This window comes from Mesorhizobium sp. 10J20-29 (assembly GCF_054130485.1).
Genome location: NZ_CP199156.1, coordinates 2,079,878 through 2,104,228 on the forward strand (window position 1 = coordinate 2,079,878; position 24,351 = coordinate 2,104,228).

General features: G+C 63.2%; 22 protein-coding genes and 2 pseudogenes. 2 read left to right on the forward strand and 22 right to left on the reverse strand.

Annotation, left to right across the window (positions count from 1 at the left end; genetic code table 11):
• Positions 1–8: 8 nt before the first annotated feature.
• The 4 genes and pseudogenes from ACT2BZ_RS09950 to ACT2BZ_RS09965 form a co-directional block, all read right to left on the reverse strand.
• Positions 9–1,309 (reverse strand): annotated as a pseudogene (locus tag ACT2BZ_RS09950) (TRAP transporter large permease).
• Positions 1,306–1,824, reverse strand: a complete 519-nt coding sequence (locus tag ACT2BZ_RS09955) for a TRAP transporter small permease (RefSeq protein ID WP_457940797.1) — start codon at positions 1,822–1,824, stop codon at positions 1,306–1,308. The pseudogene ACT2BZ_RS09950 and the gene ACT2BZ_RS09955 overlap by 4 nt, the downstream one beginning before the upstream one ends.
• A 58-nt stretch (positions 1,825–1,882) precedes the next feature.
• Complete coding sequence (dctP, locus tag ACT2BZ_RS09960) at positions 1,883–2,869, reverse strand: TRAP transporter substrate-binding protein DctP (RefSeq protein WP_457940798.1); 987 nt, start codon at positions 2,867–2,869, stop codon at positions 1,883–1,885.
• 35 nt (positions 2,870–2,904) lie between these two features.
• Positions 2,905–3,813, reverse strand: coding sequence for a shikimate dehydrogenase (locus ACT2BZ_RS09965; protein ID WP_457940799.1), 909 nt, complete (start codon positions 3,811–3,813; stop codon positions 2,905–2,907).
• 107 nt (positions 3,814–3,920) lie between these two features.
• Here ACT2BZ_RS09965 and ACT2BZ_RS09970 point away from each other — a divergent pair, with 107 nt between their 5' ends.
• A complete protein-coding gene (locus tag ACT2BZ_RS09970; RefSeq protein WP_457940800.1) occupies positions 3,921–4,643 on the forward strand; it encodes a TetR/AcrR family transcriptional regulator in 723 nt (240 codons plus the stop codon).
• Between the two features lie 191 nt (positions 4,644–4,834).
• Here the strand turns inward: ACT2BZ_RS09970 and ACT2BZ_RS09975 are convergent.
• From ACT2BZ_RS09975 to oiaX, 14 genes and pseudogenes are all read right to left on the reverse strand, one after another.
• Positions 4,835–4,948, reverse strand: a pseudogene (locus tag ACT2BZ_RS09975) (hypothetical protein); the annotation flags it as partial.
• 314 nt (positions 4,949–5,262) lie between these two features.
• Entirely contained in the window at positions 5,263–6,018 is a 756-nt protein-coding gene (locus ACT2BZ_RS09980; RefSeq protein ID WP_457940801.1) for an SDR family NAD(P)-dependent oxidoreductase, read from the reverse strand.
• Positions 6,019–6,073: 55 nt separating this feature from the next.
• Positions 6,074–7,993, reverse strand: coding sequence for a hypothetical protein (locus ACT2BZ_RS09985; RefSeq protein WP_457940802.1), 1,920 nt, complete (start codon positions 7,991–7,993; stop codon positions 6,074–6,076).
• Between the two features lie 61 nt (positions 7,994–8,054).
• Positions 8,055–9,149: an ABC transporter ATP-binding protein gene (locus ACT2BZ_RS09990; RefSeq protein ID WP_457940803.1), complete on the reverse strand. Its 1,095-nt coding sequence runs from the start codon at positions 9,147–9,149 to the stop codon at positions 8,055–8,057.
• Between the two features lie 41 nt (positions 9,150–9,190).
• Positions 9,191–10,045 (reverse strand): carbohydrate ABC transporter permease, encoded by an 855-nt coding sequence (locus ACT2BZ_RS09995; protein WP_457940804.1) that lies wholly within the window; start codon positions 10,043–10,045, stop codon positions 9,191–9,193.
• Complete coding sequence (locus tag ACT2BZ_RS10000) at positions 10,045–10,977, reverse strand: carbohydrate ABC transporter permease (RefSeq protein ID WP_457940805.1); 933 nt, start codon at positions 10,975–10,977, stop codon at positions 10,045–10,047. Before ACT2BZ_RS10000 ends, ACT2BZ_RS09995 begins: the two co-directional genes overlap by 1 nt.
• Before the next feature lie 120 nt (positions 10,978–11,097).
• Positions 11,098–12,756: an extracellular solute-binding protein gene (locus ACT2BZ_RS10005; RefSeq protein ID WP_457940806.1), complete on the reverse strand. Its 1,659-nt coding sequence runs from the start codon at positions 12,754–12,756 to the stop codon at positions 11,098–11,100.
• Between the two features lie 150 nt (positions 12,757–12,906).
• Complete coding sequence (locus ACT2BZ_RS10010; RefSeq protein ID WP_457940807.1) at positions 12,907–13,962, reverse strand: NAD(P)-dependent oxidoreductase; 1,056 nt, start codon at positions 13,960–13,962, stop codon at positions 12,907–12,909.
• Between the two features lie 12 nt (positions 13,963–13,974).
• Positions 13,975–14,751 carry an HpcH/HpaI aldolase family protein gene (locus ACT2BZ_RS10015; RefSeq protein WP_457940808.1) on the reverse strand — a complete coding sequence of 259 codons (777 nt, stop codon included), beginning with the start codon at positions 14,749–14,751 and terminating at the stop codon, positions 13,975–13,977.
• A gap of 62 nt (positions 14,752–14,813) precedes the next feature.
• Positions 14,814–15,113 (reverse strand): putative quinol monooxygenase, encoded by a 300-nt coding sequence (locus ACT2BZ_RS10020; protein WP_457940809.1) that lies wholly within the window; start codon positions 15,111–15,113, stop codon positions 14,814–14,816.
• A complete protein-coding gene (gene nanR, locus ACT2BZ_RS10025; RefSeq protein WP_457940810.1) occupies positions 15,110–15,820 on the reverse strand; it encodes a transcriptional regulator NanR in 711 nt (236 codons plus the stop codon). Before nanR ends, ACT2BZ_RS10020 begins: the two co-directional genes overlap by 4 nt.
• A 164-nt stretch (positions 15,821–15,984) precedes the next feature.
• On the reverse strand, positions 15,985–17,322 hold the full coding sequence (locus ACT2BZ_RS10030) for a four-carbon acid sugar kinase family protein (protein ID WP_457940811.1): 1,338 nt from the start codon (positions 17,320–17,322) through the stop codon (positions 15,985–15,987).
• A 9-nt stretch (positions 17,323–17,331) separates the two neighbouring features.
• Positions 17,332–17,775 (reverse strand): D-erythrulose-4-phosphate isomerase, encoded by a 444-nt coding sequence (derI, locus tag ACT2BZ_RS10035; RefSeq protein WP_457940812.1) that lies wholly within the window; start codon positions 17,773–17,775, stop codon positions 17,332–17,334.
• A gap of 40 nt (positions 17,776–17,815) precedes the next feature.
• Positions 17,816–19,072, reverse strand: a complete 1,257-nt coding sequence (oiaX, locus tag ACT2BZ_RS10040) for a 3-oxo-isoapionate-4-phosphate decarboxylase OiaX (RefSeq protein ID WP_457941266.1) — start codon at positions 19,070–19,072, stop codon at positions 17,816–17,818.
• A 185-nt stretch (positions 19,073–19,257) separates the two neighbouring features.
• Between oiaX and ACT2BZ_RS10045 the strand changes: the two genes are divergently transcribed.
• Positions 19,258–19,977 carry a transcriptional regulator NanR gene (locus ACT2BZ_RS10045; RefSeq protein ID WP_457940813.1) on the forward strand — a complete coding sequence of 240 codons (720 nt, stop codon included), beginning with the start codon at positions 19,258–19,260 and terminating at the stop codon, positions 19,975–19,977.
• Between the two features lie 83 nt (positions 19,978–20,060).
• On the opposite strand, the gene ACT2BZ_RS10050 is transcribed toward ACT2BZ_RS10045, so the two are convergent.
• The 4 genes from ACT2BZ_RS10050 to ACT2BZ_RS10065 are packed head-to-tail and all read right to left on the reverse strand — an operon-like array spanning position 20,061 to position 24,349.
• Positions 20,061–21,089, reverse strand: a complete 1,029-nt coding sequence (locus ACT2BZ_RS10050; protein WP_457940814.1) for a Gfo/Idh/MocA family protein — start codon at positions 21,087–21,089, stop codon at positions 20,061–20,063.
• 2 nt (positions 21,090–21,091) lie between these two features.
• Complete coding sequence (locus ACT2BZ_RS10055; protein WP_457940815.1) at positions 21,092–22,156, reverse strand: ABC transporter permease; 1,065 nt, start codon at positions 22,154–22,156, stop codon at positions 21,092–21,094.
• Positions 22,149–23,708: a sugar ABC transporter ATP-binding protein gene (locus ACT2BZ_RS10060; RefSeq protein WP_457940816.1), complete on the reverse strand. Its 1,560-nt coding sequence runs from the start codon at positions 23,706–23,708 to the stop codon at positions 22,149–22,151. Before ACT2BZ_RS10060 ends, ACT2BZ_RS10055 begins: the two co-directional genes overlap by 8 nt.
• The gene (locus ACT2BZ_RS10065; RefSeq protein WP_457940817.1) at positions 23,705–24,349 is read right to left on the reverse strand and encodes a DUF2291 family protein; all 645 of its coding nucleotides are present in this window, start codon (positions 24,347–24,349) and stop codon (positions 23,705–23,707) included. The genes ACT2BZ_RS10060 and ACT2BZ_RS10065 overlap by 4 nt, the downstream gene beginning before the upstream one ends.
• Positions 24,350–24,351: the final 2 nt, after the last annotated feature.

Here is a 24,351-nt window from a genome sequence, read left to right on the forward strand (position 1 = left end):
CTCTTTCGTCAGCCCTGGTAGCCCAGCAGGCGCGGCAGCCAGAGCACCAGCGCGGGGAAGAATGTGATGAGCGCGAGCGAGGCGAGCATCGCGCCGAGAAACGGCAGCACGTCGCGCACGAGGTCGCGCAACGGGACTTCTGCGATGCGCGTCATGATGAACAGCAGAAGCCCGTAGGGCGGCGTGATCAGGCCGATCATGATGTTGACGACGACCACCACGCCGAAGTGAACCATGTCGATACCGAGCAGCTTGGCGGTCGGGATCAGCACGGGCACGATGACGAGAAGGATCGTCGTGCCTTCGAGAAGGCAGCCGAGCAGCAGCAGGATGACGTTGACCAGGATCAGAAAGCCGGTCGGCGAAAGCTCCCAGCCGGTCAGCAGGACGCTCAGCGACTGCGGAATGTTCTCCACCGTCACCACGTAGTTGAAGATCAGCGCGCCGGCGATCAGCATGCCGACCGATGCACTGGTGCGGGCGCTCGAGAGCACCGATTTGTAGAAATTGGCCGCGCTGACGCTCCGGTAGAGCACGACGGAGACGATCAGGGCATAGGCGGCAGCGATGGCAGCGGCCTCGGTCGGAGTCGTCGCGCCGCTGTAGATTCCGCCCAGAAGGACGACCGGCATCATCAGCGAGGGCAGTGCGCGCCACGTGATCATCGGCAGTTCGCGGAGCGGGGTAGGGCCTCGACCGGAAAATTTCGGCGCCGCGAATCGACGCCGACGATCAACATCTGGGTTACCGCCATCAGCAGGCCGGGGACGACGCCGCCGAGGAACAGGAAGCCTATCGAGGCGTCGGAGACGAGTGCGTAGATGACCATTGGGATGGATGGCGGGATGATCGGTCCGATCACCGCCGTGGCGGTGGTCAGGGCGGCGGCGTAGCTCGCCGGATACTTGCCGTCCTTGGTCATCATCATCTGCATCATCTTGCCGGTGCCCGCCGCGTCGGCGATCGCCGAACCCGACATGCCGGCGAAGATGATGCTCTGCAGGATGTTCACATAGGCGAGGCCGCCCCTGAACCGCCCGACGACCGCGTTGCAGAAGGCGAGCAGCCGGTTGGTCATCGAGCCGATGTTCATCAGTTCGGCTGCCAGGATGAACAGCGGCACGGCCAGGATGATGTAGTTGGAATACATCCCGTTGAGGATCTGTTCCGCCACCGTGCCGAGATCGAGGCCGGCCAGGAGCAGGTAGAGGATGGATCCCGCGATCATCGCGTGGCCGATCGGCAGGCCGAGAAAGGCCAGCGCCGTGATCGCGACCAGCGACAACGAGAACGGGCTGGCAAGGTTCATTTGCGCGGCTCGATCGTCGGGCCGTCAGTATTCTCGGCGCTGCTGGCCATCAGGCTCTGCCACGCCAGCCAGATGTAGCGCACGATGACGGCGACGGCGAAGACGACGTAGATCGAGAACAGCCAGTCGAAACGGATCTTCATGTAGGCGGTGCTCTCGACCTTCATGAACCCGACATAGTCGACGACCGCCGGCAGCGAGATGCCGTAGAGGCCGATCACGGCTGCTGCCGACAGAACCAGCATGACACGGCGGACCTGCGGGCCGAGCGCCGAATAGATCAGGTCGAAGCGGATTTCCTCTTCCTCGCGCAGCACGAAGGCCGCGCCGAAAAGCACGATCCATATCCACATGACCACGCTGATCTCGTTGGTCCATCCGACCGGCCAGTTGAGGACGTAGCGGAACACGATCTGCAGGATGAAGGCGAAGAACATCACCGCCAGCATCATCGCCAGCGCGTTTTCGGCGCGCCGGTAGAGCCAGCCGCCCAAGGTTCGAAGTCGCGTGCTCACCCTGTTCATCCCCCGGCTGTCCGGCCGGCGCTCTGCCGGCCGGACGCCGATTGCCATGTTAGATGGCGTTGATCTTCTCGACCATGCCCGCGGGCCAGGTCGTGGCGAGATCCGAGGCCAGGTACTTTTCCTGGACATGCTTGCGGAACGCCGCGACGTCCGGCTCGTAGATCTTGAGGCCCTTGGCCTTGAACGTTTCCACCAGTTCCTGTTCGCGGGCGAGGTGCTTCTCGGTCGAGAAGTCGATCGCCGCGTCGGCTGCAGCCTGCACCTTCGCCTGCTTCTCGGCGCCCATCTCGTCCCAGACTTTCTTGGAGATCGACAGCAGGTCGAAGCCGACGAGATGCGAGGTCAGCACGATCTGCGACATCACCTCGTAGAACTTCATGTTCTCGACGTTCGGCAGCGGGTTGTCCTGGCCGTCAATCGCGCCCGTCTGCAGGCCGGTATAGACCTCGGCATAGGCCATCGGGGTCGGGTTGGCGCCGAGCGCCTCGCCGAGGAACTGCCACGCGTCGCCGCCGGGCATGCGCAGCTTGACGCCTGCCATGTCGTCGGGCGTCTTGATTTCCTTGTCGATCTTCAGGCCGAGCTGGCGAACGCCGAAATAGGTCGGTCCGAGCACCTTCACGCCGAGCTGGTCCTCGGTCATCTGCTTCATCTCGGCACCCGCGTCGCTGGCGAAGAACGCCTTGAGATGGGCGGCGTCGCGGAACAGGTAGCCGGCGGTCAGGATCGACCATGCCGGGATTTGCTTGGAAACATCCTGCGGCGCGATGTTGCCCATTTCCAGGTTGCCGCGCTGCAGCGCCACGAGTTCGGTCCCCTGCTTGAAGAGGTTGCCGCCATAGTAGCCCTCGAAGGCGAAGTCCTCGGCCGTTGCCGCGGCGAACGTCTTCATCATCTCGGCGCGGATGTCCTGCTCGGAGAAGACCGCCGAAAAGCGTAGCTTCGGCTTGTCCTGGGCAAAGGCGGGCGCTGCCGCGGAAGCGGCCAGAAGGCCGGTTCCGATCAGTACCTGTCGGCGGGTTGCGTGTGTTGTCATGTCATTCCTCCCTGTGGTGCACTATGACGTGGCGTTCATGCCGCCGTCTCGAAATAGCCGGCCATGGTCCGGCGATCTGGTGTTTTTCCGGTGAAAAGCTCGAAGGCCCGTACGGCCTGGTAGATGGCCATGCCGGCACCCGGAAGCGTGCGGCAGCCAAGGGCGCGGGCGCGCCGCAGAAGCTCTGTTTCCTGCGGGAAATAGATGATCTCGGCGACCCAGTGGCGCGGCTCGAGAAGGTTGGCCGCAAACGGCACGCCGGGATGCTTGGTCATGCCGACTGGCGTCGTATTGACGATGCCGTCGGCCAGCGCCAGCGTGGCCTCGACGTCGGTCTCGGCATGGACCCGGTTGGCAAAGCGCCGGCGCATGGAATCGGCCAGCTTTGCTGCTCGCTCTCGGTCGCTGTCGATGATCGAAAGGGTTCCCGCACCGAGTTCCATCAATGCGTGGGCAACCGCTGCACCGGCGCCGCCGGCGCCGAACTGGACGACCCTGCGCATGGGCACGTCGTCCATGCTCTCCCGGAAGCTTTCCCCAAAACCCCAGCAATCGGTGTTGTGCCCCTCGGTGCCGACGGGTGAGAGAACCACGGTGTTCACCGCACCGATCGCTTCGGCATCGGTGTCGAGCGCGTCGAGATGATCGATGATGGCCTGCTTGAAAGGGTAGGTGACGTTGAGGCCTGCAAATCCGGAAGTCCGCGCCTGCGCGATGACATCTGCGAGAGAGTCGTCGGACAATCCGAGCAGGTCGAAGTCGATCAGCACATAGACATAGGGGATGCCCAGCCGCGCGCCCTCGCGCTCATGCATCCTCGGCGTCCGCGAGGCCTGGATGCCGCGCCCGATCAGCCCGACCATGATGGCGTGCTCCGGCAGCACGCCCGTGTCGGGAACGAGGCGTCCCACCATCTCCGCGATGATGCCGGCATGTCGGCTCAACAAATCCTCCCGTTCGAACCGCGACCCGAGCTCGCAAGGCGCATCTTCGGCGCTCTTGTCATTGGTCTTTCAAAGCCGGTATGGACTTCGGTACGACTTAGTACACAATGTACGAACTGGTTAGTTTATTCAATCGCCGTCCGGCGGGAGGGACTGGTGCCGTGAATACCCAGAAAAGTGCCCGTCGGCGGAACGGTGATTCTGTCACCCGGACGCAGGATCCGGAGGGGACGCGGCGCGACATTCTCGCCATCGCCACCGAGGAGTTTGCGCTGAACGGCCTGTCGGGCGCGCGCATCGATGAGATTGCGGCGCGGACCCGGTCCTCCAAGCGAATGATCTACTATTATTTCGGCGACAAGGAGGGGCTCTACCTGCGCGCCCTGGAAAATGCCTACCGCCTTGTCCGCGAGGGAGAGAACGGCCTGGACACGGCGGGATTGTCGCCGGTCGATGCCTTGCGCAGGCTCGTCGAGTTCACCTTCGACCACCACCATCGGAATGAGGGGTTCATCCGCATGGTGATGATCGAGAACATTCATCACGGGCAGTATCTGGAACGGTCCGAAGCCATCCGCGCACTCAACGTGACCGCCATCGATCACATCTCCGGCATCTATGAGCGCGGGGTGTCGGACGGCGTCTTCCGGGCGGGCATCGATCCGGTGGAACTGCACTGGCAGGTCAGCGCGCTGTGCTTCTTCAATGTCTCGAACCGCGCCACCTTCTCGAAGATCTTCGGACGGGATTTCGGGGCGGCCGCATCCCAGGCCAGCCTGCGCAAGAACGCGGTCGATATGGTTTTGCGGTTCGTCGAAGATAAGCGGTAGGTTGCGAGGTGTTTGCTACCTCGGCTGGTTGAGGTTGGGATCTCCGCCACGGCGCCTTTCGCTTTGAAGTCCCAACAGCACTCCTCGAATCGCAGGCTCTTCGAGAGCGCCAGAGAATCCTCGGCAAGAACCCGCACGTGGCTTCGCATCGATGTCGATGCGGTTTCGCCGTCGCCGCGGAGCAGGGCCTCGAAGACGGCCTCATGCTCCTTCATCGCGGTCTGGGTGCGACCGGGCCGGAAGGTGATGAAGCGTCGATAGGGGGACAGTCTCTTGTTCAGATGTTCGATCTGCTCGATCAGCATGCTGTTGTGGGAGGCAGTTGGGCGGACTCCATTAGACACGTCCCGCGCGCCAGTTCTGTACAATCATCCTCTTCGATTTTGGATTATCAAACATCGTGTATGGGGCCGGAAGCGGTAGGTCCGCTTTTGGCGGCAGCCGATCCATAGCGGCCAATAGGCTTGTGCTCGATGGCGGCATTCACCAACTAGAGCAAGATGGCGTGCCCGATTAGCTGACCATCCCTGTTAATTTCGCAGACGCCTTTTTCCTTGATCTAAGGCCAGGAGGTCACGAACGCCCTCTAGGCTCGAACGATATGGCTCGACGTTGACCATCAGTAAGTAGCCCGGCCACCGCTGAGGTCGAACGTGAACCCGGTGGTGAAGCTACATGCCGGTGAAACGATCCAGGCAATCATCTCTGCAGCTTCATCCAGTTCGCCGCAGCGCTTCATTGGAATTTTATCAGTCATGTAGTTGACCTGTGCTTCGGGCAGGGCGGCCACCATCGGTGTGCGGATAACGGCCGGGGCGAGCGCATTCACCGTGATTCCCGTCTCGGCATAATCCTTGCCCATCGATTTAACCATTCCGATCACACCAGCCTTGGTGGCTGAATATGCGACCATGCCGGCATTGCCCTCCTTGCCGGCAATGGAGGCAATGTGAAGGATACGGCCAAACTTGTTCTCGAGCATGTGTGGGAGAACGGCTTGCGAGACAAGAAGAGTGCCCATCATGTTGATACGGTAGACCAGATCGAAGTCCACAGGATCGACTTCGTGTGTCTTCAGATTGGTCTTGCCGGTCACGCCCGCGCAGTTGACCAGACCATGGAGTTGGCCGCACTCGTCTAGTGCCTTTTGCCAGACGGTCTTCGCGGCGACCGGGTCGGTGACATCCAGGGCGTAGGCGGACGCCCTGCCGCCCGCCGCGATGATCTCGTCACGTGTTTTCTGCGCACCAGCGCTATCGCGATCAAGGCAGATTATGGACGCGCCGCGAGCGGCCATCAGTCCGGCCGCCGCTTGGCCGATACCGCTCGCTGCGCCGACAACCGCAATTGCGTATGGGTCTGGAAAATTGGTCAAGGGAATCTCCAACGTCTTGCCTGGCAAGTCCGCAATGCACGGCTGATTTTCAATCTTAGCGTCTTGGCGTGTCGATTTCGATCCTGGCGACCGCGTAAGCGCCGAGTTCGACCCGACCGGACGCAAGGTCGATCCGCGCATTGTCGAGATAGTCCGGCGACGCCGTCAGTTCCGCAAAGCCTCTCTCATCCAGTTGTGCAATTCGGGCGCCGGTAGTGTCGACCGAAGGGATAACCGCGGTGACAGCGTTTGAGGTCAAGTTGGCCAGCCAAAGCTGCGTCTTCTTGTCCAGAGAAAACGCTAGTGCGGCGAGTTTTCCCTGTTGCGACAGAGTGGTCGATAAGTGGGGTTTGCCGGCGGCTTGAGCGAGCCCGGCCAGTACATGAAACGATGGGTAAACGGCAGGCTGATCGAGATCGTCGAAGTAGGGTTGTTCGAAATCCGTGCGACGGTAGATGTGCCCGAACGGTCCGGTGGTCGACCCGAGCGCGACCACGTCAACCTTTCCCCTCGCACAGGCCGCCATGTAGGCAAGCGACCAGGCGGCGTTGAACAGCCCGCGCTGGCGTGGGTCTATCCTGCTCAGGCACACGCGGCCATTGTGCGGATTGGGCGTGGTAGCCTTTCCGTACGGGTTCTCCCGGCATCCGAGCTGGCTCGGGCCGATGCGGTATGAGATGGCATCGCCCATGAATGAGCGGGTCGAGATGATCTGGTATGGCAACGCCTCGATCGTCTCCATGACCGACTGGTCGTCTGCCGCGTGCACGTTCGGACAGGTGGTGTGAGTGACGTAGTCGAGCGGTGCTGCCGGCGGTCGCTTGCGGTTGAGTTCGGTAAAATAGGCCGCCATTCCACCGCCGATCGCGGCATGCGGAAATGCCTTGCGCGCTGCAGCGAAGGTTTCCTCGAATGTGGGCATCTCCGGCCACGGCACGCCGGGTTGGACAGAAACCATGTCCTGGGCCGGAAACGCGGCGACGGCCGAGGGTTCGAGGCCAGCGGCTCTGGCCGCCCGGGCTACCGAAGTCAGTTCCGAATCCGGATCCAGACTGCCGAGCGTGATGATCTCGAGCGCCACCTCGGCGCCGGTCAACTGCGAGAGCGAGCAGAAATTTTTCATCTCCGCTAGCCCGTGCCCCTGGCGCAGATCGACCTCGCAGACGAGCCATTGGGGAGACAACAGTTCGACCAGCGCGCCTCTTTCCAGCGAATGGCCGGCTTCCTCGGCAGGGATGCCGATGCCGACGGCGGGCAGGACGCCCATCTCCTCGCCGATGGTGACGGTGACCGGCTGTCTGCCGTCCGAAGCGGCAGCCGACGGCGGCTTTCCCGATATCGTCAGGCTGACCTTCTGCGCGACGGGCTCGCCCTTCGGCAGCACATAGGGCCACGGCTGCGTCAGCGGGCGCACATAGGTCTTGTAGGAGGCATCCGACCAGTTGCGCTGGTCTTCCATCTCGAACGTGTCACCCTCCATGGTGCAGGTTGCCCAGCTTCCCGGAGCGAACTCGTGCGACAGGGCACGCAGATCCTTGAAAGGGCACATCGGATTGATGATTTCCGGAAACGTCGAAAGGGTCTCGCTTCCATCGACCTTGAGAATTTTCACCGGCTGGCCGGCAACGCCGTCGAGTGGATGCAGGACGATGAAGCCGGTGCGGTTGGTCAGCACGTCCGTCTGCGGCGTGGCGACGGCCTCGAAGGTCAGCGCGCCGTCGCTCCCGCCCGTTATGGTGGCCTCATAGACGAGGCTTCGCTTCGCGTCCGCGCATGTTGCCCGATAGCTGACGGAGAACCCGTCCTCGGACTCGATTATCTTCAGATTTTCAAGGCTCGCGGCGAAGGTACCCCAATTCTCGTCGCGCACCAGGAATGCGATGGCCCGGAGCACCTCGATGCCGCCATAGCGCACGTAGCGCAGAGCGCCATTGTCGAATTCGACGGAGAGCAGCCCGGCCGTCAGGGTCCGCATCGGCGGATCTGCGGAATCGGTCCCGCAAAGTGCAATCGCGCGTGAGAGCATGGCTTTCCCCCTAGAGTGCGCGCTGCGTGTCCGCATCGAAGATCGAGGCGCGCATCATGTTGATGTCGATCGGCATCTGCTGGCCAGCCCGGCTCACGTCATGGGCCTGGAGTTCGGCATTCACCGGCTCGCCGGCCATTCGAAACGTCGCATAGGTCCGCGAACCCGTCGGCTGGACCAGCTCGATCCGGGCTTCGTGACGGTACACGCCCTCGGCCGGTTGCTCCCCATGCGCGCGGGTCAGATGCTCCGGCCTCAGGCCCAGCAGCACCGACATCCCGTCCCGGGCCCCGCTCAGGGACCGGTCGGCTGGGATCGGCAGCATCATCTCGCCGACCCGGACGCCATGGGTCTCGCCGGCAATCGCCAGATTGCCAGGCAGGAAGCTCATGCGCGGCGAGCCCAGGAAGCCGGCGACGAAGGTGGTGGCCGGGCGCTCGAACAGTTCGAGCGGCGCGCCCTGCTGCTCGATCAGCCCGTCGCGCATGAGCACGATCCGGTCGGCCAGCGTCATCGCCTCGATCTGGTCATGCGTCACGTAGATCATCGTGGTGGCGATTTCCTGGTGCAGCCGCTTAATCTCGCCGCGCATCTCGTCGCGCAGCTGGGCGTCCAGGTTGGAGAGCGGTTCGTCGAACAGGAACACTTTCGGGTTGCGCACGATGGCGCGGCCGATCGCGACGCGCTGGCGCTGGCCGCCCGAAAGCTGGCGCGGAAAGCGGCCAAGCAGCGAGGTGATGCCGAGCATGGTCGCCGCTTCCGACACGCGCGCCTCGATGTCGGGCTTCGGCATCTTGCGGGCCTTGAGACCGAAGCCGATGTTGTTCGCCACGGTCATGTGCGGGTATAGCGCATAGTCCTGGAACACCATGGCGACATCGCGATCGCGCGGCCGATAGTCGTTGACCACCTCGCCGCCGATCTCAATCGTGCCGCCGGAAGCTTCTTCAAGCCCGGCAATCGTGCGCAGCAGCGTACTCTTGCCGCAGCCGGATGGCCCGACCAGCACGGCAAACTCGCCGTCGCTGATCTCGAGGTCGATGCCCCTGACGGCGTGGAAGGCGCCATAGCGCTTGTGTAAACCGGTGATCTTGACGTCCGACATGTTCAATCATTCCCAAAAAGGCGGGGTGGATGCGGCACTTCTCATCCGCGAATTGCGCCGAGCGTCAGCCCGCGAACGAGGTGCTTCTGGACCAGCACGCCCAGCACGATCGATGGCACGAGAGACACGATCGCCAACGCACTTGCCTCGCCATACTGTGCGCCCTGGAAGCTCAGGAAGGCGCGGAACACCGTGGGCAGCGTGTAGGCGTTGCGGCTGGTCAGGACGAGCGCGAAGAAGAACTCCGTCCAGCAGGCGATGAAGGTGAAGATCGCGGCCGCCACGATGCCCGGTATCGCCAGCGGCACGGCGACCCGCCAGAACGAGGTCCAGCGCGTGCAGCCGTCGACCAGAGCCGCCTCTTCGAGCGAGCGCGGCATCTGGCGGAAATAGGCGAACATCATCCAAACCGACACCGGCAAGGTGAAGACGGTGTAGGCGAGGATCAGCCCGACATGCGTATCGTTGAGACCGAGCACCCGATAGTTGAGAAAGATCGGCAGCACGATCGCGATCGGCGGCAGGAAGCGCTGCGACAGCACCCAGAAGGAGAGGTGCTGGCCGCCCGTATTGAAGCGGGCCAGGCTGTAAGCCATCAGCGTGCCAAAGAGGCAGGACAGGAAGGTCGCGGAGATCGAGACGATCAGGCTGTTGATGAGCCCGTTCAGCCCGCGATAGGCAAACAGCGCGGCCGTGTAGTGGACGAGCGTCGGCTTGTCGGGAAACCAGACCGGCGGGATCGCCAGGTAGTCGTCGCTCGGCTTGATCGAGGTGACGAACACCCAATAGAGCGGCAGGACGACGAAGATCACGCAGACTGCCAGAAACAGGATGCGCAGGAACGGTATCCGCCGCAGGCGCGAGCGTCGGCTGCTGTGTGGTGCCACGGGCGCCATCACTTCGACTCCATGGTCAGCAGGCGACGGACGAGCAGAAACACCACCAGCAGGGTGAGGATCATGAAGATCCAGGCACCGGCGGTTGCCCGCGAAAGGTGAAACTGCGTGAAGCCGATGGTGTAAAGATAGTAGGACGCACTGTAGGTGGAGGTGCCGGGACCGCCGCCGGTCATGATGAAGATCGTGTCGAACAGTCGGATCGCGTCGAGCAGCCGGAACGTCACGGCCAGCAGCATCATCGGCGCGATGTAGGGCACGGTGATGTACCAGAAGGTCTGCCAGGGCCCCACGCCGTCCAGTTCGGCGGCTTCGTAGACGTGCGGCGGGATGGAAGTCAGCCCGGCGAGCAGGATGACGAACATGAACGGCGTCCACTGCCACACGTCGGCAAGGATCAGGGCGACGAAATTCCACGGAAATCCGGTCAGCCACTTGATGGTGACTTCATAGCCCAGGAGCTGGCTCAGCAGGTAGTTCGTCGGTCCAAACGGGCTGTGCAGCATGAGCACCCAGACCTGGCCCACGATGATCGGACTGATGAAGAGCGGCACGATCAGGACGGAGATGAGCACTCCGCGGCCCCTGAACGTGTTTGCCATCGCCATGGCAATCGCCAGGCCAAGCAGGAATTCGACCACCACGTTGATGGTCGACAGCGCCACTGTGACCCACAGCGAATAGACGGCCACTGGATCGAAGATGACCTGCTTGAAATTCTTGAGGCCGACGAAGGCGTGGCCGGGGATCTGGAAATCGTAGTTGACGAAAAGCACCCAGACCGAAAACAGCAGCGGGTAGATCGAGATGGCAAGAATGAGGAACGCCGCCGGCGCGACGAGCAGCCACTTGAACCAGGTATCGCTCGTCCGCGCTGAAGGGCGCTGCCTGCCATCCTTCGGTCCGACGTCCGCCGCTGCTCCTGTCATCATCCCACGCACCTGTTTTTGTCCTGCTGAAGCTTCTTTTCGCGAATGTTCGGCCATGACAGGCCGTCCGCTCGCCTTGGTCGGAAGGGCCGCCGCAAGCAAGCGGCAGCCCTTCCGTTTGTCCTAGAGCGTGACCGCCATGCCGAGCTTTTCCACCGTGTTGTCGGCAGTGGCACCTGGCAGCTTGAGGAACTCCTGGTAGAAGCCCTTTTGGGCGTCGACGCCGAGGTTTTCGGTCGTGGCGTCCCATTCGGCCGCAGCCGTCTTCAGGGCCTCCATCGGGTCCGTGCCTGCCCAGACAGAGGTGCACATGCGGTCGAGCGAGAGCTGGTAGTCCTGCGCGCCCGGCATGATCGGGTCCAGCAGGCCGACATTGGCCGAAGCGTTGAGATTTGCCAGATATTCCGGCGCGCTCGGGAACAACTCTCCGTAGAGTTCCGACTTGAAGTGCGAGATCCGGTAGGGATCACGCAGCGCGTAGGGCAGCATGCAGCGGGCAAGCGACACCGGCGGCGAGCACGCCCACTGCATGAACAGGAATGCCGCTTCGGGATTGGCCGAATCGGCGGCAAGCGCCTTGTTGAAGCCGAAGGCATGCTCGGGATTCCCCCCGGGTACGATCGCATAGCCGACCTTGCCGGCGATCGACGACTGGGGAATGAACGAGATCGCCTTGTCGCTCTGCGAATAGCCGGCCGACATGCGGCCGGTCGGCGGCCACGAGTACATCATGGCGATCTTCCCCTGCAGCCATGCAACCCACAGCGACACCGCATCGAGTTCCTCGTTGCCGGGGATCGATGCCTTGTTGGCGGCGATCATGTTCTGGAGGGTCTTTACGCCGATGTCGGTGGCCAGCGCGGCCTTCATGTCGCCATCGAAGAACGCGCCGCCGTTCGAACGGAACTGCTGCATGAAGTCGAACTGGTTGCCCGGGCTGCCTGCCTTGCGGAAGTGTCCGGCGCCATAGACCTTGGGTGCCATCTGGTCGGTGATGAACTGTGCGACCTGCGCGTAGTCCTCCCAGGATTTCGGCACTTCGAGCTTTTTGCTGAACTTGGCCTCATAGGCCTCGTTCAGCTTCGGATCCTCGAAAATGTCCTTGCGGTAATAGAGGGCGAACATGTCGCCGTCGTCGAACAGACCCCAGATCTTGCCCTTGTAGGTCGGCAAGGCCTTGTAGAGAGGGTGGTAGTCCTCGAGGTCGGCCGGGTTCATGTATTTGGCGATCAGGTCGTCGAGCGGCGCGATCACACCACCGTCGGCAAGCGCCGGTGTCCACTGCGGTTGCAGGTCGAGGATGTCGTAGGCGCCGGACTGCGCGATATGCTCGGCGATCGGCTTGGAGTACATGTCCGGCGACGGCAACTCGACGACGGTCGATTTGATGCCGGTCAGTTCCTCCCAGAGGGGGCCGGAGAAGTTGCGGGGATCGAGCCCCTGCAGACCGGCCTCGTAGGTCATGTTGAGGTTGACGCCGGCAAACTGCTTGGCTGCCTCCACGGCGCGGAAGGCCGAACCATCCGCGGGACCTTCGGTTGATGCCTTGAGGGCAAGGGCCTGCGCCTTGCCTAGCGGCGTGCTCGGGTCCTCAAGTTCCATCTTCGCTTGTGCCAAGGCCCACTGCACACCGGATCCGAGCGCGCCGCCGACGATCGGCAACATGCCCATGGCCTGACCGAACCTCTTGATGAAGGTTCGACGTGTCGGCTCACCACGCAGGAAAGCGTTCACCTCGTCTTCCAGGCCCGCCTGAAAGTCTCGATTCTGACGTTCATTCATAGTCCTAGCTCCTCCCATCGGGGCTACCGAAGAATTCGGTAGCCATCGCATCGGCTTCACTCGACCGCTGGCGCGGCGGGTCGAGCCTCCCTGCCTAGATCGGCGCCGTGGAACTCACCCGCGGCGACGCGCCAAAATCCTTTCCCCGTTCTACGTGCCGGCGCGCGCGGCAAGGCCCGCCAGCCGCTTCGTCCAGACCTCACTGGACAAAACCTCCCTATTGACCACGCCGCGCGGCTCGCGACCGTGCTGCACTTCCAGTACAGCCTTGACGTCAGCTGCGCCGTTGCCGGCAAAACATTGGTCGGTCCAGCACAGCGCGTGCGGCGCCAGAATGACGTTGTCGAGTTTCAGGATCGGATCATCGGCCTCCGGCGGCTCCTGCTCCAGCACATCGAGCCCCGCGCCGGCAATGCGCCGCTCCTGCAGTACCCGGGTGAGCGCCTTCTGGTCGACGATCGGTCCGCGTGCGGTGTTGATCAGGTAAGCCGTCGGCTTCATCAGCGCGAGCCGCTCAGCGTTGACGATGTGCCGGGTTTCGGGCGTCAGCGGACAACTGACCGACAGTATGTCGGCGCGGCGAAACAGGTCCTCCAGGCCGACCAGTTCGATCCCGAGTTCGGCCGCGACCGGCTTGCTGGCGAAGGGGTCGTGCGCAATGAACTTCATGTCGAACGGCTTTGCCATGCGGAAGACTTCGGCGCCGATATTGCCGATGCCGAGCGAACCAAGTGTACGGCCGACGAGGCCGACGCCCATGTGGTCGGAGCGCTTGGCAAAGCCGTTGGCGGCTTCGCGCGTCAGGCGGTCCTTGATCATCAGCTTGCCGGTCAAGGCAAGCATCAGGGTAATCACCGATACGGCGACCGGGCGCCGGACGCCGTCAGGCGTAATGACCAGCGCGATGCCCGCCTTTGTGCAGGCGTCGACGTCAACGGTATCGTAGCCGACGCCGAACCTTGCCACGACGGCCAGCCGACCGCTCTTGGGGACGCTCTCCGCCCCGAAGCGATGCGTCAGCAGGATCAGCGCATCAAAGTCCTCGAGCTGCTCGGCACGGATCGGGTTGTTCGATTCCAGGAACGCCATCTCGACACCCGGCGCAGTGCGCAGTGGCTCCAGATCGAAATCCGGATAGGTCGGCGAACCGTCCGGCTTGCGGAAGTCTCCGGATATCGCGACGCGGAATTTCGGGTCGTTCGTCATGCTGACACTACCCTATTTGCAGCCATCGCGCAGCTTGCCGATGGCGTCGGCCAGCGCGTCGTGAAGCACCCAGACATCGCCCGAATAGCAAATGAAATCAAAACCCTCGGCATTGAAATCTATGCCCTGCTGCACATTCGGCACCAGCCGGCCCAGAGACTTGTTGTGCCGCTTGGCCGCGGCGATGATCTTGTCCATAGCCGTAGCGAAGGTGGGATGGGCGAAGTCACCCGGCACGCCAAGCGACACCGACAGGTCAAAGTGGCCGACCCACAGGCAATCGACCCCATCGAAGCCGGCAATGGCATCGATATTGTCCACGCCCTCCGCGGTCTCGATCAGGCAGAAGAACGTCGAGCGGTCATTGGCGGCCTTGAATTTGTCGGCCACCGAACCAGGGCGGTAGCGATCATGCGCGATCTGCAAGGCAACTCCGCGATTGCCAGCGGGGTGATATTTCATCGAATTGACGATGTGGCGAACCTGATCGACGTTGCTCACCATCGGCGCAATGAAGCCTTCGACGCCCATGTCCATGGCGCGGCCGATGAAATGATAGTCCTGCGACGGCACCCTCACCATGGCCGGCAATCCGGCCGCCTCGAAATATCGGATGGCGCTCTTCACGGTCTCCATGCTGAAGCCGGAATGCTCCATGTCGAAGAACACGAAGTCGCATCCGGCGGACTTAAGGATGTGGCCGATCCCCGGCGTCGCGAACTCGGCGACCAGATGACCCAACTTGACCCGCCGGTGACTCGTCATCTCTCTAAGACTGCTGTCGGCCATTCCATCCCTCCCGAACGTCGCGCCGCTCCCCGGCTTGTGCGACCTGATTGCCTTTTTCGTTGCTATCCCCCGCAGACCAACTGCGCCTTGATGACCTTCTTGTCGCTCACGAGGGCTGCGCTCTCGGCGTCGAACTTCAGAAAGTGATCGGTCCTGCAATGCGCCTCGAAAGCCGCCTGATCATCGTAGATCTCGTAGAGCATGACCCGGTTGGGTTCCCCGACCGGTTCAACCACATCGAAGCGACGGCAAGACTTCTCAAGCCGCATCGAAGTCCTGGAATTGGCATCAATCAGGACCCGGAAGTCGCTACGCTTTCCATCCCGCAGTTGGAAATCGACTATCACCACGTAGCCACTCATGCGCCGCCCCCGGCGACGTCAGTGTAACGCTTCGCCACATACTCCAGATGCTCGCGCATAGCTTGTTCGGCGCGGTCCGGGTCCTTCGAGACGATGGCTTCGTAGATCGCGACATGCGCCCGATAGGCCACCATGTCCTGACCGGCCGCCAGGGTGGTCCGCCTCTGTTCCAGCAACCATTCTGCCAGTGCGGCGTGAATGGCCGTGAATATCGGGTTGCGGGCAATCACTGCGAGCACAAAATGAAAGTCGACGTCCGTTCGCTCGAATCGCTTGAGATTCCCGATAGACAGTCGGTTTTTCTCCAACGCCTCCTTGAGCGTCGCAAGTTCATCTTCGGTTGCGTGCAAGGCGGCATGACGCGCCAGTCCAACCTCGAAGAAACTCCGCGCATGCTGGAAATTCTGAACGCCGCCGGGCGCTGAAATCAAGCTTCGAGCGGGACTTGCAAGCGCCTCGATGACGAATTGCGGAGTCGGGCGCGTTACCTTGGCGCGCTCCCCAGAGCGAAGCTCCACGAGCCCAATCTTGCGTAGATGAAGCAGCGCCTCGCGCACGGACGGGCGTCCGACGCCGAAGAGGCGCATCAGATCACGCTCCGAAGGGAGCTGGTCGCTTTCCGAGAATTCACCGCTCTGGATCATCCGCTCGAGACGGTCCGCGACATCCTCGGACAACCTTCTTTGCTTGATGACCTCAATTGGCATGATGGCATACCTGTTATACCAAGATTGGAACGTAGGACCGAGAGTTTCTCCCGTCAAATGGATTCGAGTCGATGCAGGCGCCCTTCGTGGGGCGCGGTGGGGCACTTAAGCCTGTCTCGGACACATCTCTAAATGGGGCCGCCGAAACGCCTGTTGAGCTGAACTCAGGCCACAAGACCGTCGCGAATATCGGCGAAATAGGCGTCGGTGCCGACCTGTCCGCCCTTGAGCGCGATTTCCAGCCCGTCGATGCCGGCAGCCCGGCTGTGAGCGGCGCAGAGCGGCGATCCGGGCGACTGCGGGAAGGGCATGCGCACGGTAAGCGCGTCGACACCGAGTTGACCAAGCGCGTGGCTCGATGTGTCTCCACCGGCAATGACGGCGCGTTTCAGCGATTGCTCCACCACCAGCCGGTTGAGGATGCGACCGAGGCTGCGGCCGATATGGTGGCGGGCGCCTGCAACCTTGTCGATCTCGGCGCCGAGGTCTGCCGACGAGCCGAGCGCGGTGTAGAGGATCACGCTGCGGCCCTCCCTCAGGCTGGCGAGCCCGGCAGCCACGGCCTTGTCGAGTGCCGCATCCGAGTCCTCGCCGATCATGTCGCGGGCGTCGAGCGCGATGCCGTCGAAGCCGTTGGCCAGGGCATGACGGATCTGCCGTTCGGTCGTCGGCGACACGCTGCCCGAAACGGTAGCGATGCGGTCGACGGCCGGCGTCGGTTCGAAACGCGCCTTGCCCGGCGCGATGCCCGAGCGCACCCATTCGGCCATCAGCGCGTATTCGACACCAGAAGAGCCCGCCACGTAGAGGCCTCCCGGCCGGCGCAGCCGCCACAATTGCTCGCCGACGGCGCGCTGCGTTTCGGCGCTGTCGATGTCGAGGAGCAGGATCTCGGGACCGTCTTCGAGGACACGGTCCACGGCGGCGGCAGGATCCGTGGAGCGCAGGGCCGGTCCGTCGACGAGCCGGGACCGCAGGCCGGTCTGCCTGGCAAGGTGAAGGAGCAGGTCTGCCTCGTCCATCGGCGTCACCGGATGCCTGCTCATCACCGGGTGGCGGTCGATGCGGTAGACCTGGCCCTGGTAGCCGGCAAACAGGTTGCCGAAGCTGGTGTAGCGCCGCAGTTGCGGCGCGCCGACCGCCACCGGCACGCAGTCCTGCTCGAACAGCGTCTTCCCGATCTCGATGGCGCGACCGATATTGCCGACCGCCGGGCTGGAATCGAAGGTCGAGCAGACCTTGTAGTGGCAGATCGCAGCCCCCAGTCCCTTCATCCAGGCGAATGCCGGGGGCAGGTGTTCGTCCATCCAGTCCGGCGTCTCGCTGCGGCTCGTTCCGGCGAGGCCCATGGCCCGGCAATGCGCAAAGCGCGCCTGCAGCTCGGCGTCCGGAACGCGCATGAACAGCACAGTCGGCACGCCGCCCAGCGCCATCGATTCCATGACGTCGGTCGACCCGGTCAGGTCGTCGCCATAATAGCCGAGCAGCAGCTCCTTGCTCATCCTGGCCGGTCAGCCCTTCTTGCCGGCATCGAGCCTGTCGATCGCCTCGACATTGCCGGCCGACGGGCCCTGCGGGTCGAAGGTCGAAGCAAGCCAGGTATCGACGATCGCCTTGGCCAGTTCGGGACCGATGACGCGCGCGCCCATGGTGATGATCTGCGCGTTGTTCGACTTCGCCGCGCGCTCGGCCGAATAGGTGTCATGCGTCAGTGCCGCGCGGATGCCGGGCACCTTGTTTGCCGAGATGCTGACGCCGATGCCTGTCCCGCAGAAGAGGATGCCGCGGTCGTTGCTGCCGTCGAGGATCGTCTCGGCAAGCCCCTTGGCGAGTTCGGCGTAGAAACCGGACTGGCTGAGGTCGTTGACGACGATGCCGGGCTTGGTGGCAAGGTGCTTGGCGATGACGTCGAGAAGCGGTTTGCCGGCGCTGTCGGCTCCGATGGCAATTTTCACGGCATGTCCTTTCTGGAAACTGGTTGGTATCTGCCCGACCCTAGCGGGATTTCTTGCTGCCGAACTTGTTGATCGACTGCTGCAGTTCGGGATGCGTCCTTGCATAGTCTTCGAGAGCGATCCCCTCAACCGCTGCCTGCCAGGCCTGCTGGACGGCCCGCACGCCGGCCGCCGGTCCGCCCGGATGGCTGACGATACCGCCGCCGCAGAGGTAGAGCAGGTCGGTCGTTCGACCCGTGCGTCGGTAGGTTTCCGGTGCCTGCCCGCCCCACTGGCCCGAACCGGCTACCGGGAGCGGGCAGTCGGCCTTGTCGAAGAGCGGCGTGCTGATGGCCTTGAACGATTCCACGAAGGAATCGTCCGGCTCCCAGTATTTCACGCCGATCCCGTTGATCTGGAACTGATCGACCCCAAGCAGCCGCCAGAACTGCTGCGCGACCTTGAAGTCCATGCCAAGCCCCGGATGCCGGGTCAGGATGTCCCAGCCGTTTCGGTGGGCATGGATGACAAGGTTCGTCCGCTTGCGCAGGAAGGCGACGCCCCCCATGCCGACGGAAAAGATGTTGACCACGGCGCAATTGCCGCCCGCCTTCGCCACGATATCGTGGTTGCGCATCATCTGGTCGGGATCGGCATGGGATATGCCGAATGCGTACATCACCTTCTTGCCGGTCTTCTGCTCGTGGTCGAGGATGAGCGGCATGATCGCCTTCACCCGCTCTTCGAGCGGCGAATAGGCCGGGCTCATCAGCTTCTCGTCGTCCTTGATGAAGTCGACACCGGCCTCGATCAGTTCGCCGACAAGTGCCGCCGTTTCATGCGGGCGCAGGCCGAGTGCCGGCTTCACGATGGTGCCGATGATGGGGCGGTCCTTGACGCCCGTCAGGCGCCGGCTGCCCGCCACGCCGTACTTCGGACCGGGGTGCGCACCGCGGAAAGCCTCTGGCAGCTTCATGTCGACAACGCGGATACCGGAAAGCTCGCGAATCGAATAGGTTCCGCCGATGGCAATTGTCATCAGCGCCGACAGATCGGTGCCGATGGCATCGAAGGGGAAACCGATATCGACATCGGCGCGATTGAAGGGGCCCTGCTGACCGGCAGCCTGGGGAAAGGACGGAACCGTTGCAGGCGCAAGAGGCCGGATGGCCAGCACGCGCGCCGCAACCCGCGCCTTCAACTCCTCGGTCTCACCCGGCAGATCGACGAAGGTGCCCGTGGACTGGTCGCTGGCAATCTTGGCGGCAAGCGCTTCGATGCTGCCCGGCGTTTCGATGCGATAGGTGAGGATGATCATCGCGGGGTGGGCTTTCGTATCGTGCGGAACTTGCGGTCCCATGCATTCGCGAGTACTGGTATAATGAGTATGCCGGGTTTACAAGAGGAATTGGCTGGCTACCCTAGGGTCAGGCGCAGTCAGAAGCTGGTGCGAGGCACTGTCCCCCGAGTATTGTCTGTTCCGGTTGCGAGGTTGAAATTCCCATGAGCCATTCTGAACCGATCGTCCGACGCAAGCTGTCCGACGAGGTTTTTGTGCGGCTGAAGCGGATGATAACCAGCGGCGAGCTGCAGCCGGGCGACGAAATGCCGTCCGAGCGCGAGCTGATGGAGCGCTTCGGTGTCGGCCGCCCGGCCATCCGCGAAGCCATGCAGGCGCTGAGCAGCATGGGGCTGGTTGCCATTTCGCACGGCGAACGCGCCAAGGTGCTGCAGCTCACGGCCCAGTCGATCTTCCGCCAGGTGGATGTGGCAGCCAAGATCATGCTCGCCTCATCCCAGGACTCGCTCGAACACCTAAAGAGCGCCCGCATCTTCTTCGAGCGCGGCATGGTTCGCGAGGCTGCGGCCAAGGCCAGCGCCGAGGACGTCGCGCATCTGCGCGACATCGTCGAGCAGCAGCGGAATCTGCGCGGCAATGCCGAAGCGTTCATCGCAATGGACATGAAGTTCCACAACGCCATCGCCGTGCTGTCGGGCAATCCGCTCTACGTCGCCGTCAGCGAAGCGATGCTCGGCTGGCTGAAGGAATACCACACCGAGATGCTGATCTGGACGGGCAAGGAGAAATACACCCTCGCCGAACACGAGGAGATCATCGAACGCATCGAAGAGCACGATGCGGAGGGGGCCGAGCAGGCGATGATCAAGCACCTCGAACGCTCGCGCGCGCTCTACATGCTCCACACCAGCGGCAATTCCTAGGGTTGGGCCCAGGCAGGGCAGGGAACGGCCTGACCCTCTGTCGCATCGGCCGGACCGCCAATGCTTAGGAAAGTGAGCGTCGATCAGACGTCCGCCAGCGCCACCGGCTTGTGGCTCTCGGCGCCGCGATAGGCCGCTTCCACCAGCGCGAATGTCTTCAGATTGTCATCGCCCGAGGTTGCCGGCTCGCATCCGGTCTTAAGGCAGTCGACCCAATGCTGCTGGATCGCCACGACGCTCTGCTGGATGTTGTGCCAGGGACGCGACGCCCATGAGTAGAGGGGCGGCGACACGTCCGCGACGGTCGTCTTGCCGCCGCTGGTGACGGTCAGATGATAGCCCTGCGACAGCCGGATCGTGCCCTCGCTGCCGTCGATCTCGACCAGCGTCTCGGGAAAGGGCTCGACCTCCAGCCTGCTCGCATAGCTGCAGTCGACGATCGAGGTCGCGCCGCCCGCATGATCGAGCAGCATGGTGGCGACATCCTCGCCCGCGATCTTCGGGTTGATCCGGGCCGTGCGCGTGGTGATCGCCGTCACGTCGCCCAGCACATAGCGGGCGATGTCGAGGATGTGGATGCCCAGGTCCTCGATGATGAAGCGCTTGCCGGTGGCGAGATAGGGCTGGCCCGAAAACACGTCGTAGCCGGAGCGGAACGAGATGCGGCCGAAAAACGGGGTGCCGATCGCGTCGCGGTCGAGCACGGCCTTCACCGCCTGGATCGCCGACTGCCAGCGGAAGTTCTCGTGCACCATCAGCGGCACACCCGCCTCCTTGCACGCGCGCACCATCTGACGTGCATCCTCAAGCGTCGGCGCAAAGGGCTTCTGGCAGATCACCGGCACCTTGTTGCGCGCGGCCAGTTCGACCAGCGGCCGGTGGCTCGGCGCCGTTGTGGCGATGTCGACGAAGTCGAGCTTCTCCCTGGCGAACATCTCCTGCGCATCGGTGTAGCGACGCTCGATGCCGAACTGGTCGCCGACGATCTTCAGGCGTTCCGGATCGCGGTCGCAGATCGCGACGATCCAGGCCCCGTCGACCTCCGCCCAGCCATGCATCTGGTTGACGGCGAAGAAGCCGCAGCCGATCAGTGCCCCTTTGAATTCCGTCATGATCAGCCGATTCTTGCCATCTGGATGAGCGTGACCCGGCTCTGCAGCCGGCGCTGTGCCTGGTCGACGACGACGGCGACGATGATCACCAGGCCCTTGATGACCATCTGCCAGAAGGAACTGACGCCCATCATGACCAGTCCGTCCGAGAGAATGCCGATCACGAAGGCGCCGATGATGGTGCCGCCGATCGTCCCGCGCCCGCCCGACATCGAGGTGCCGCCGAGCACGGCCGCGGCGATCGCGTTGAGCTCGAAGCTCTCGCCGGTCGCCGGGTGCGATGCCATCAGCTCGGACGAGATGATGAGGCCGACGATCGCCGCACAGAAGCCGGAGAACATGTAGACGAACATCTTGACCATATCGACGCGAACGCCAGAGATCCGCGCCGCCCGCTCGTTGCCGCCGACGGCGAAGATATGGCGTCCAAGCGGCGTGTAGCGCGCAAGGTAGGCGGCCCCCAGCGCCACCACGATCAGGATCCAGATCGAGACCGGGATGTTGAGGATGCGCCCGGCGCCGAGAAAGCCGAAGCCGGTATTGCCGAGATCGGCCTTGCCCGCGAGGTTCGGAAAGGTGCTGCCGCCGGACGACAGCAGCGCGAAGCCGCGCGCGACATAGAGCACGCCGAGCGTGGCGATGAACGGCGCCACGTTCAGCTTGGTAATCAGTATGCCGTTCACCGCGCCGATCAGTACGCCGACGACCAGGGTGATCAGGATGATCTCGATGACGTTGAAATAGACCGTGTAGCCGATCTGCAGGTCGATGCCATTCAGCACGAGGTAGCCGGCGACCATGCCGCACAGGCCGACGATCGAGCCGACCGACAGGTCGATGCCGCCGGTTATGATGACGAAGGTCATGCCCATGGCGAGAAACGCGTTCAGTGCGACGTGCTTCGACATCAGAATGAGATTGGCCGTCGACAGGAAGTTGGGCGCGGCGATCGAGAAGAACACGATCACGGCAATCAGCGCAATGAAGGTCCTGAGCTTCATCAGCGTCAGCAGCATGGATCCGCCGGTAGGCGCAGCCGCTGCAGTCCTGGCTGAGGTATCAGTCATTTGTCGTTGCTCCCGCCACTCGTGACGCCTTGCCGTGACCGAGCGCCGATGCGGCCACGATGGCCGCCTCCGTCGCTTCGGCGCGATCAAACATTCCCGTCAGCCTTCCATTGCTCATCACCGCGATCCGGTCCGACAGGGCCATGACCTCGTCGAGATCGGAAGTGGCGAAGAGAATTCCCAGCCCGTCGCGCGCAAGCTTGCGCATCGTGCGGAACACGTCCGCCTTGGCGCCGACATCGATGCCGCGGCTGGGCTCGTCCATTAGCAGCACCTTGGGCTGTGTCAGCAGCGCCTTGCCGATGACGACCTTCTGCTGGTTGCCGCCCGACAGCGAGGACACTTCCTGCGCCGGGTCGGCGACCTTGATCGCCAGTTCGGCAACCATCTGCTCGACGGCCTGCTTTTCGGCCTTGCTGCTGATGTGGAAGAAGTTTGCGATGCGCGACAGGCTTGCCATGGTCAGGTTGCTGGCGACCGACAGGATCGACACCAGGCCCTCGCGCTGCCGGTCTTCCGGGATCAGGGCAAGGCCGTGCCGGATGCGGCGCGTCGTGTCACGCTCGTGCACCTCTTCGCCGCTGATGAAGATGCGGCCCGTGGACTGGCTGTGGCGCCCCATGATGCAGTCGAACAGCTCGCTGCGCCCGGCGCCCATCAGCCCGTAGACCCCGAGAATCTCGCCGGCCTTGAGCGACAGGGAAACGTGGTCGACGGACAGGCCGCCCGTCTCGCGCGGCAGCGATATCTCCTCGGCGCGAAAGACCTCGGCGCCGGGCTGATGGCCGTCGGGCTTGGCGAAGTCCTTGGCGTCGGAGCCGATCATCTGGCGCACGATCCACTGCGTATCGATGTTCTTCACTTCTTCATGGCCGGTTATCTGGCCGTCGCGCAGGACGGTGATCGTGTCGCCGATGCGGATCAGCTCTTCCAGCCGGTGCGAGATGTAGACGATGGCCACGCCGCGCGCCTTGAGATCCTCGATGACCCGGAACAGGATTTCCACCTCGGTGGCGCTCAGCGCCGACGTCGGCTCGTCCATGATCAGGATGCGGGCGTCGAGCGAGACGGCCTTGGCGATCTCGACGAGCTGCTGCTGGCCGATGCGCAGGTCCTCGACCATCATGTCCGGCCGGATGCCGGCCTCGAGGCGGTCGAGAAACTCGCCGGCGCGCCGGACCTGTTCCTTGTGGTCGATCTTCCAGAGGCCGCTGGTGATCTCGCGGGTGGCGAATATGTTCTCGGCAACGCTAAGGTTGCTGAACAGGTTGAGCTCCTGGAACACCATGCCGATACCGCGCGCGACGGCGTCGCCGGAACTGTCGAAGGAGACTTCCTTGCCGTCGAGCAGGATCTTGCCCTGCGTCGGGCGCTCGACGCCGGCGATGATCTTCATCAGCGTCGACTTGCCGGCGCCGTTCTCGCCGACCAGCACGTTGACAGCACCCCGCCGCACTTCGAAGTTCGCGCGCTTCACCGCGACGGTGCCTGCATAGACCTTGGTGACGTCCTGCAGCCTCAGGATGACATCGTCGGTGGGTTCGGCCGTCATGGCTTGGGCCCGATTTCGACCTCGGCCGGCGTGACCAGAGGCAGGTCAGAACCCTTGCTCGTGCTGTAGGCGCCGAGCACCTTGGCCGTGCGGCCTTCGAGGTCCTCGCGCGGCAGTTTCGACAGCACGGTGGAGTCGACATAGGTGTTGAACGCCTTGCCGTACTGCGCAAAGTCGATCTGGTTGGTGAATTCGTTGAAATTGACGAAGTCGAGGCTGTCGCGCAGCGACGTGCCGCGCATTGCCGGGCCGAACTGCACGCGCGCGTCGGCCTTGCCGTCGCCGTCAACATCGATGTCGATGGTCGCGGCGCGCGACTTGGTGTTCGATCCGATGATCGTGCCGTCCAGCGTGACGGCATAGGTCCAGGGCGAACTCGCCTGCTTGTTGGGGTTGCCGTATTTCGTGCCAGCGGCCTCGGGGTCGGCCTTGGCGGCCGCCTCGACCTCGGCGAAGGATGCGGCCTTGGCCTGCAGATAGGGGATGACGCGGGATGTCCAGATCTCGGTCACCATGGCGTCCGGATTGAACGCCGCCGCGTCAACCTCGTCGCCCGACGGCGTTGGCAGGATCTTGCACGCCGACAGTGACAGTGCGCCGGCCGTGGCGGCGACGATCAGGCAGGTCAGTCTCTTGAACATGG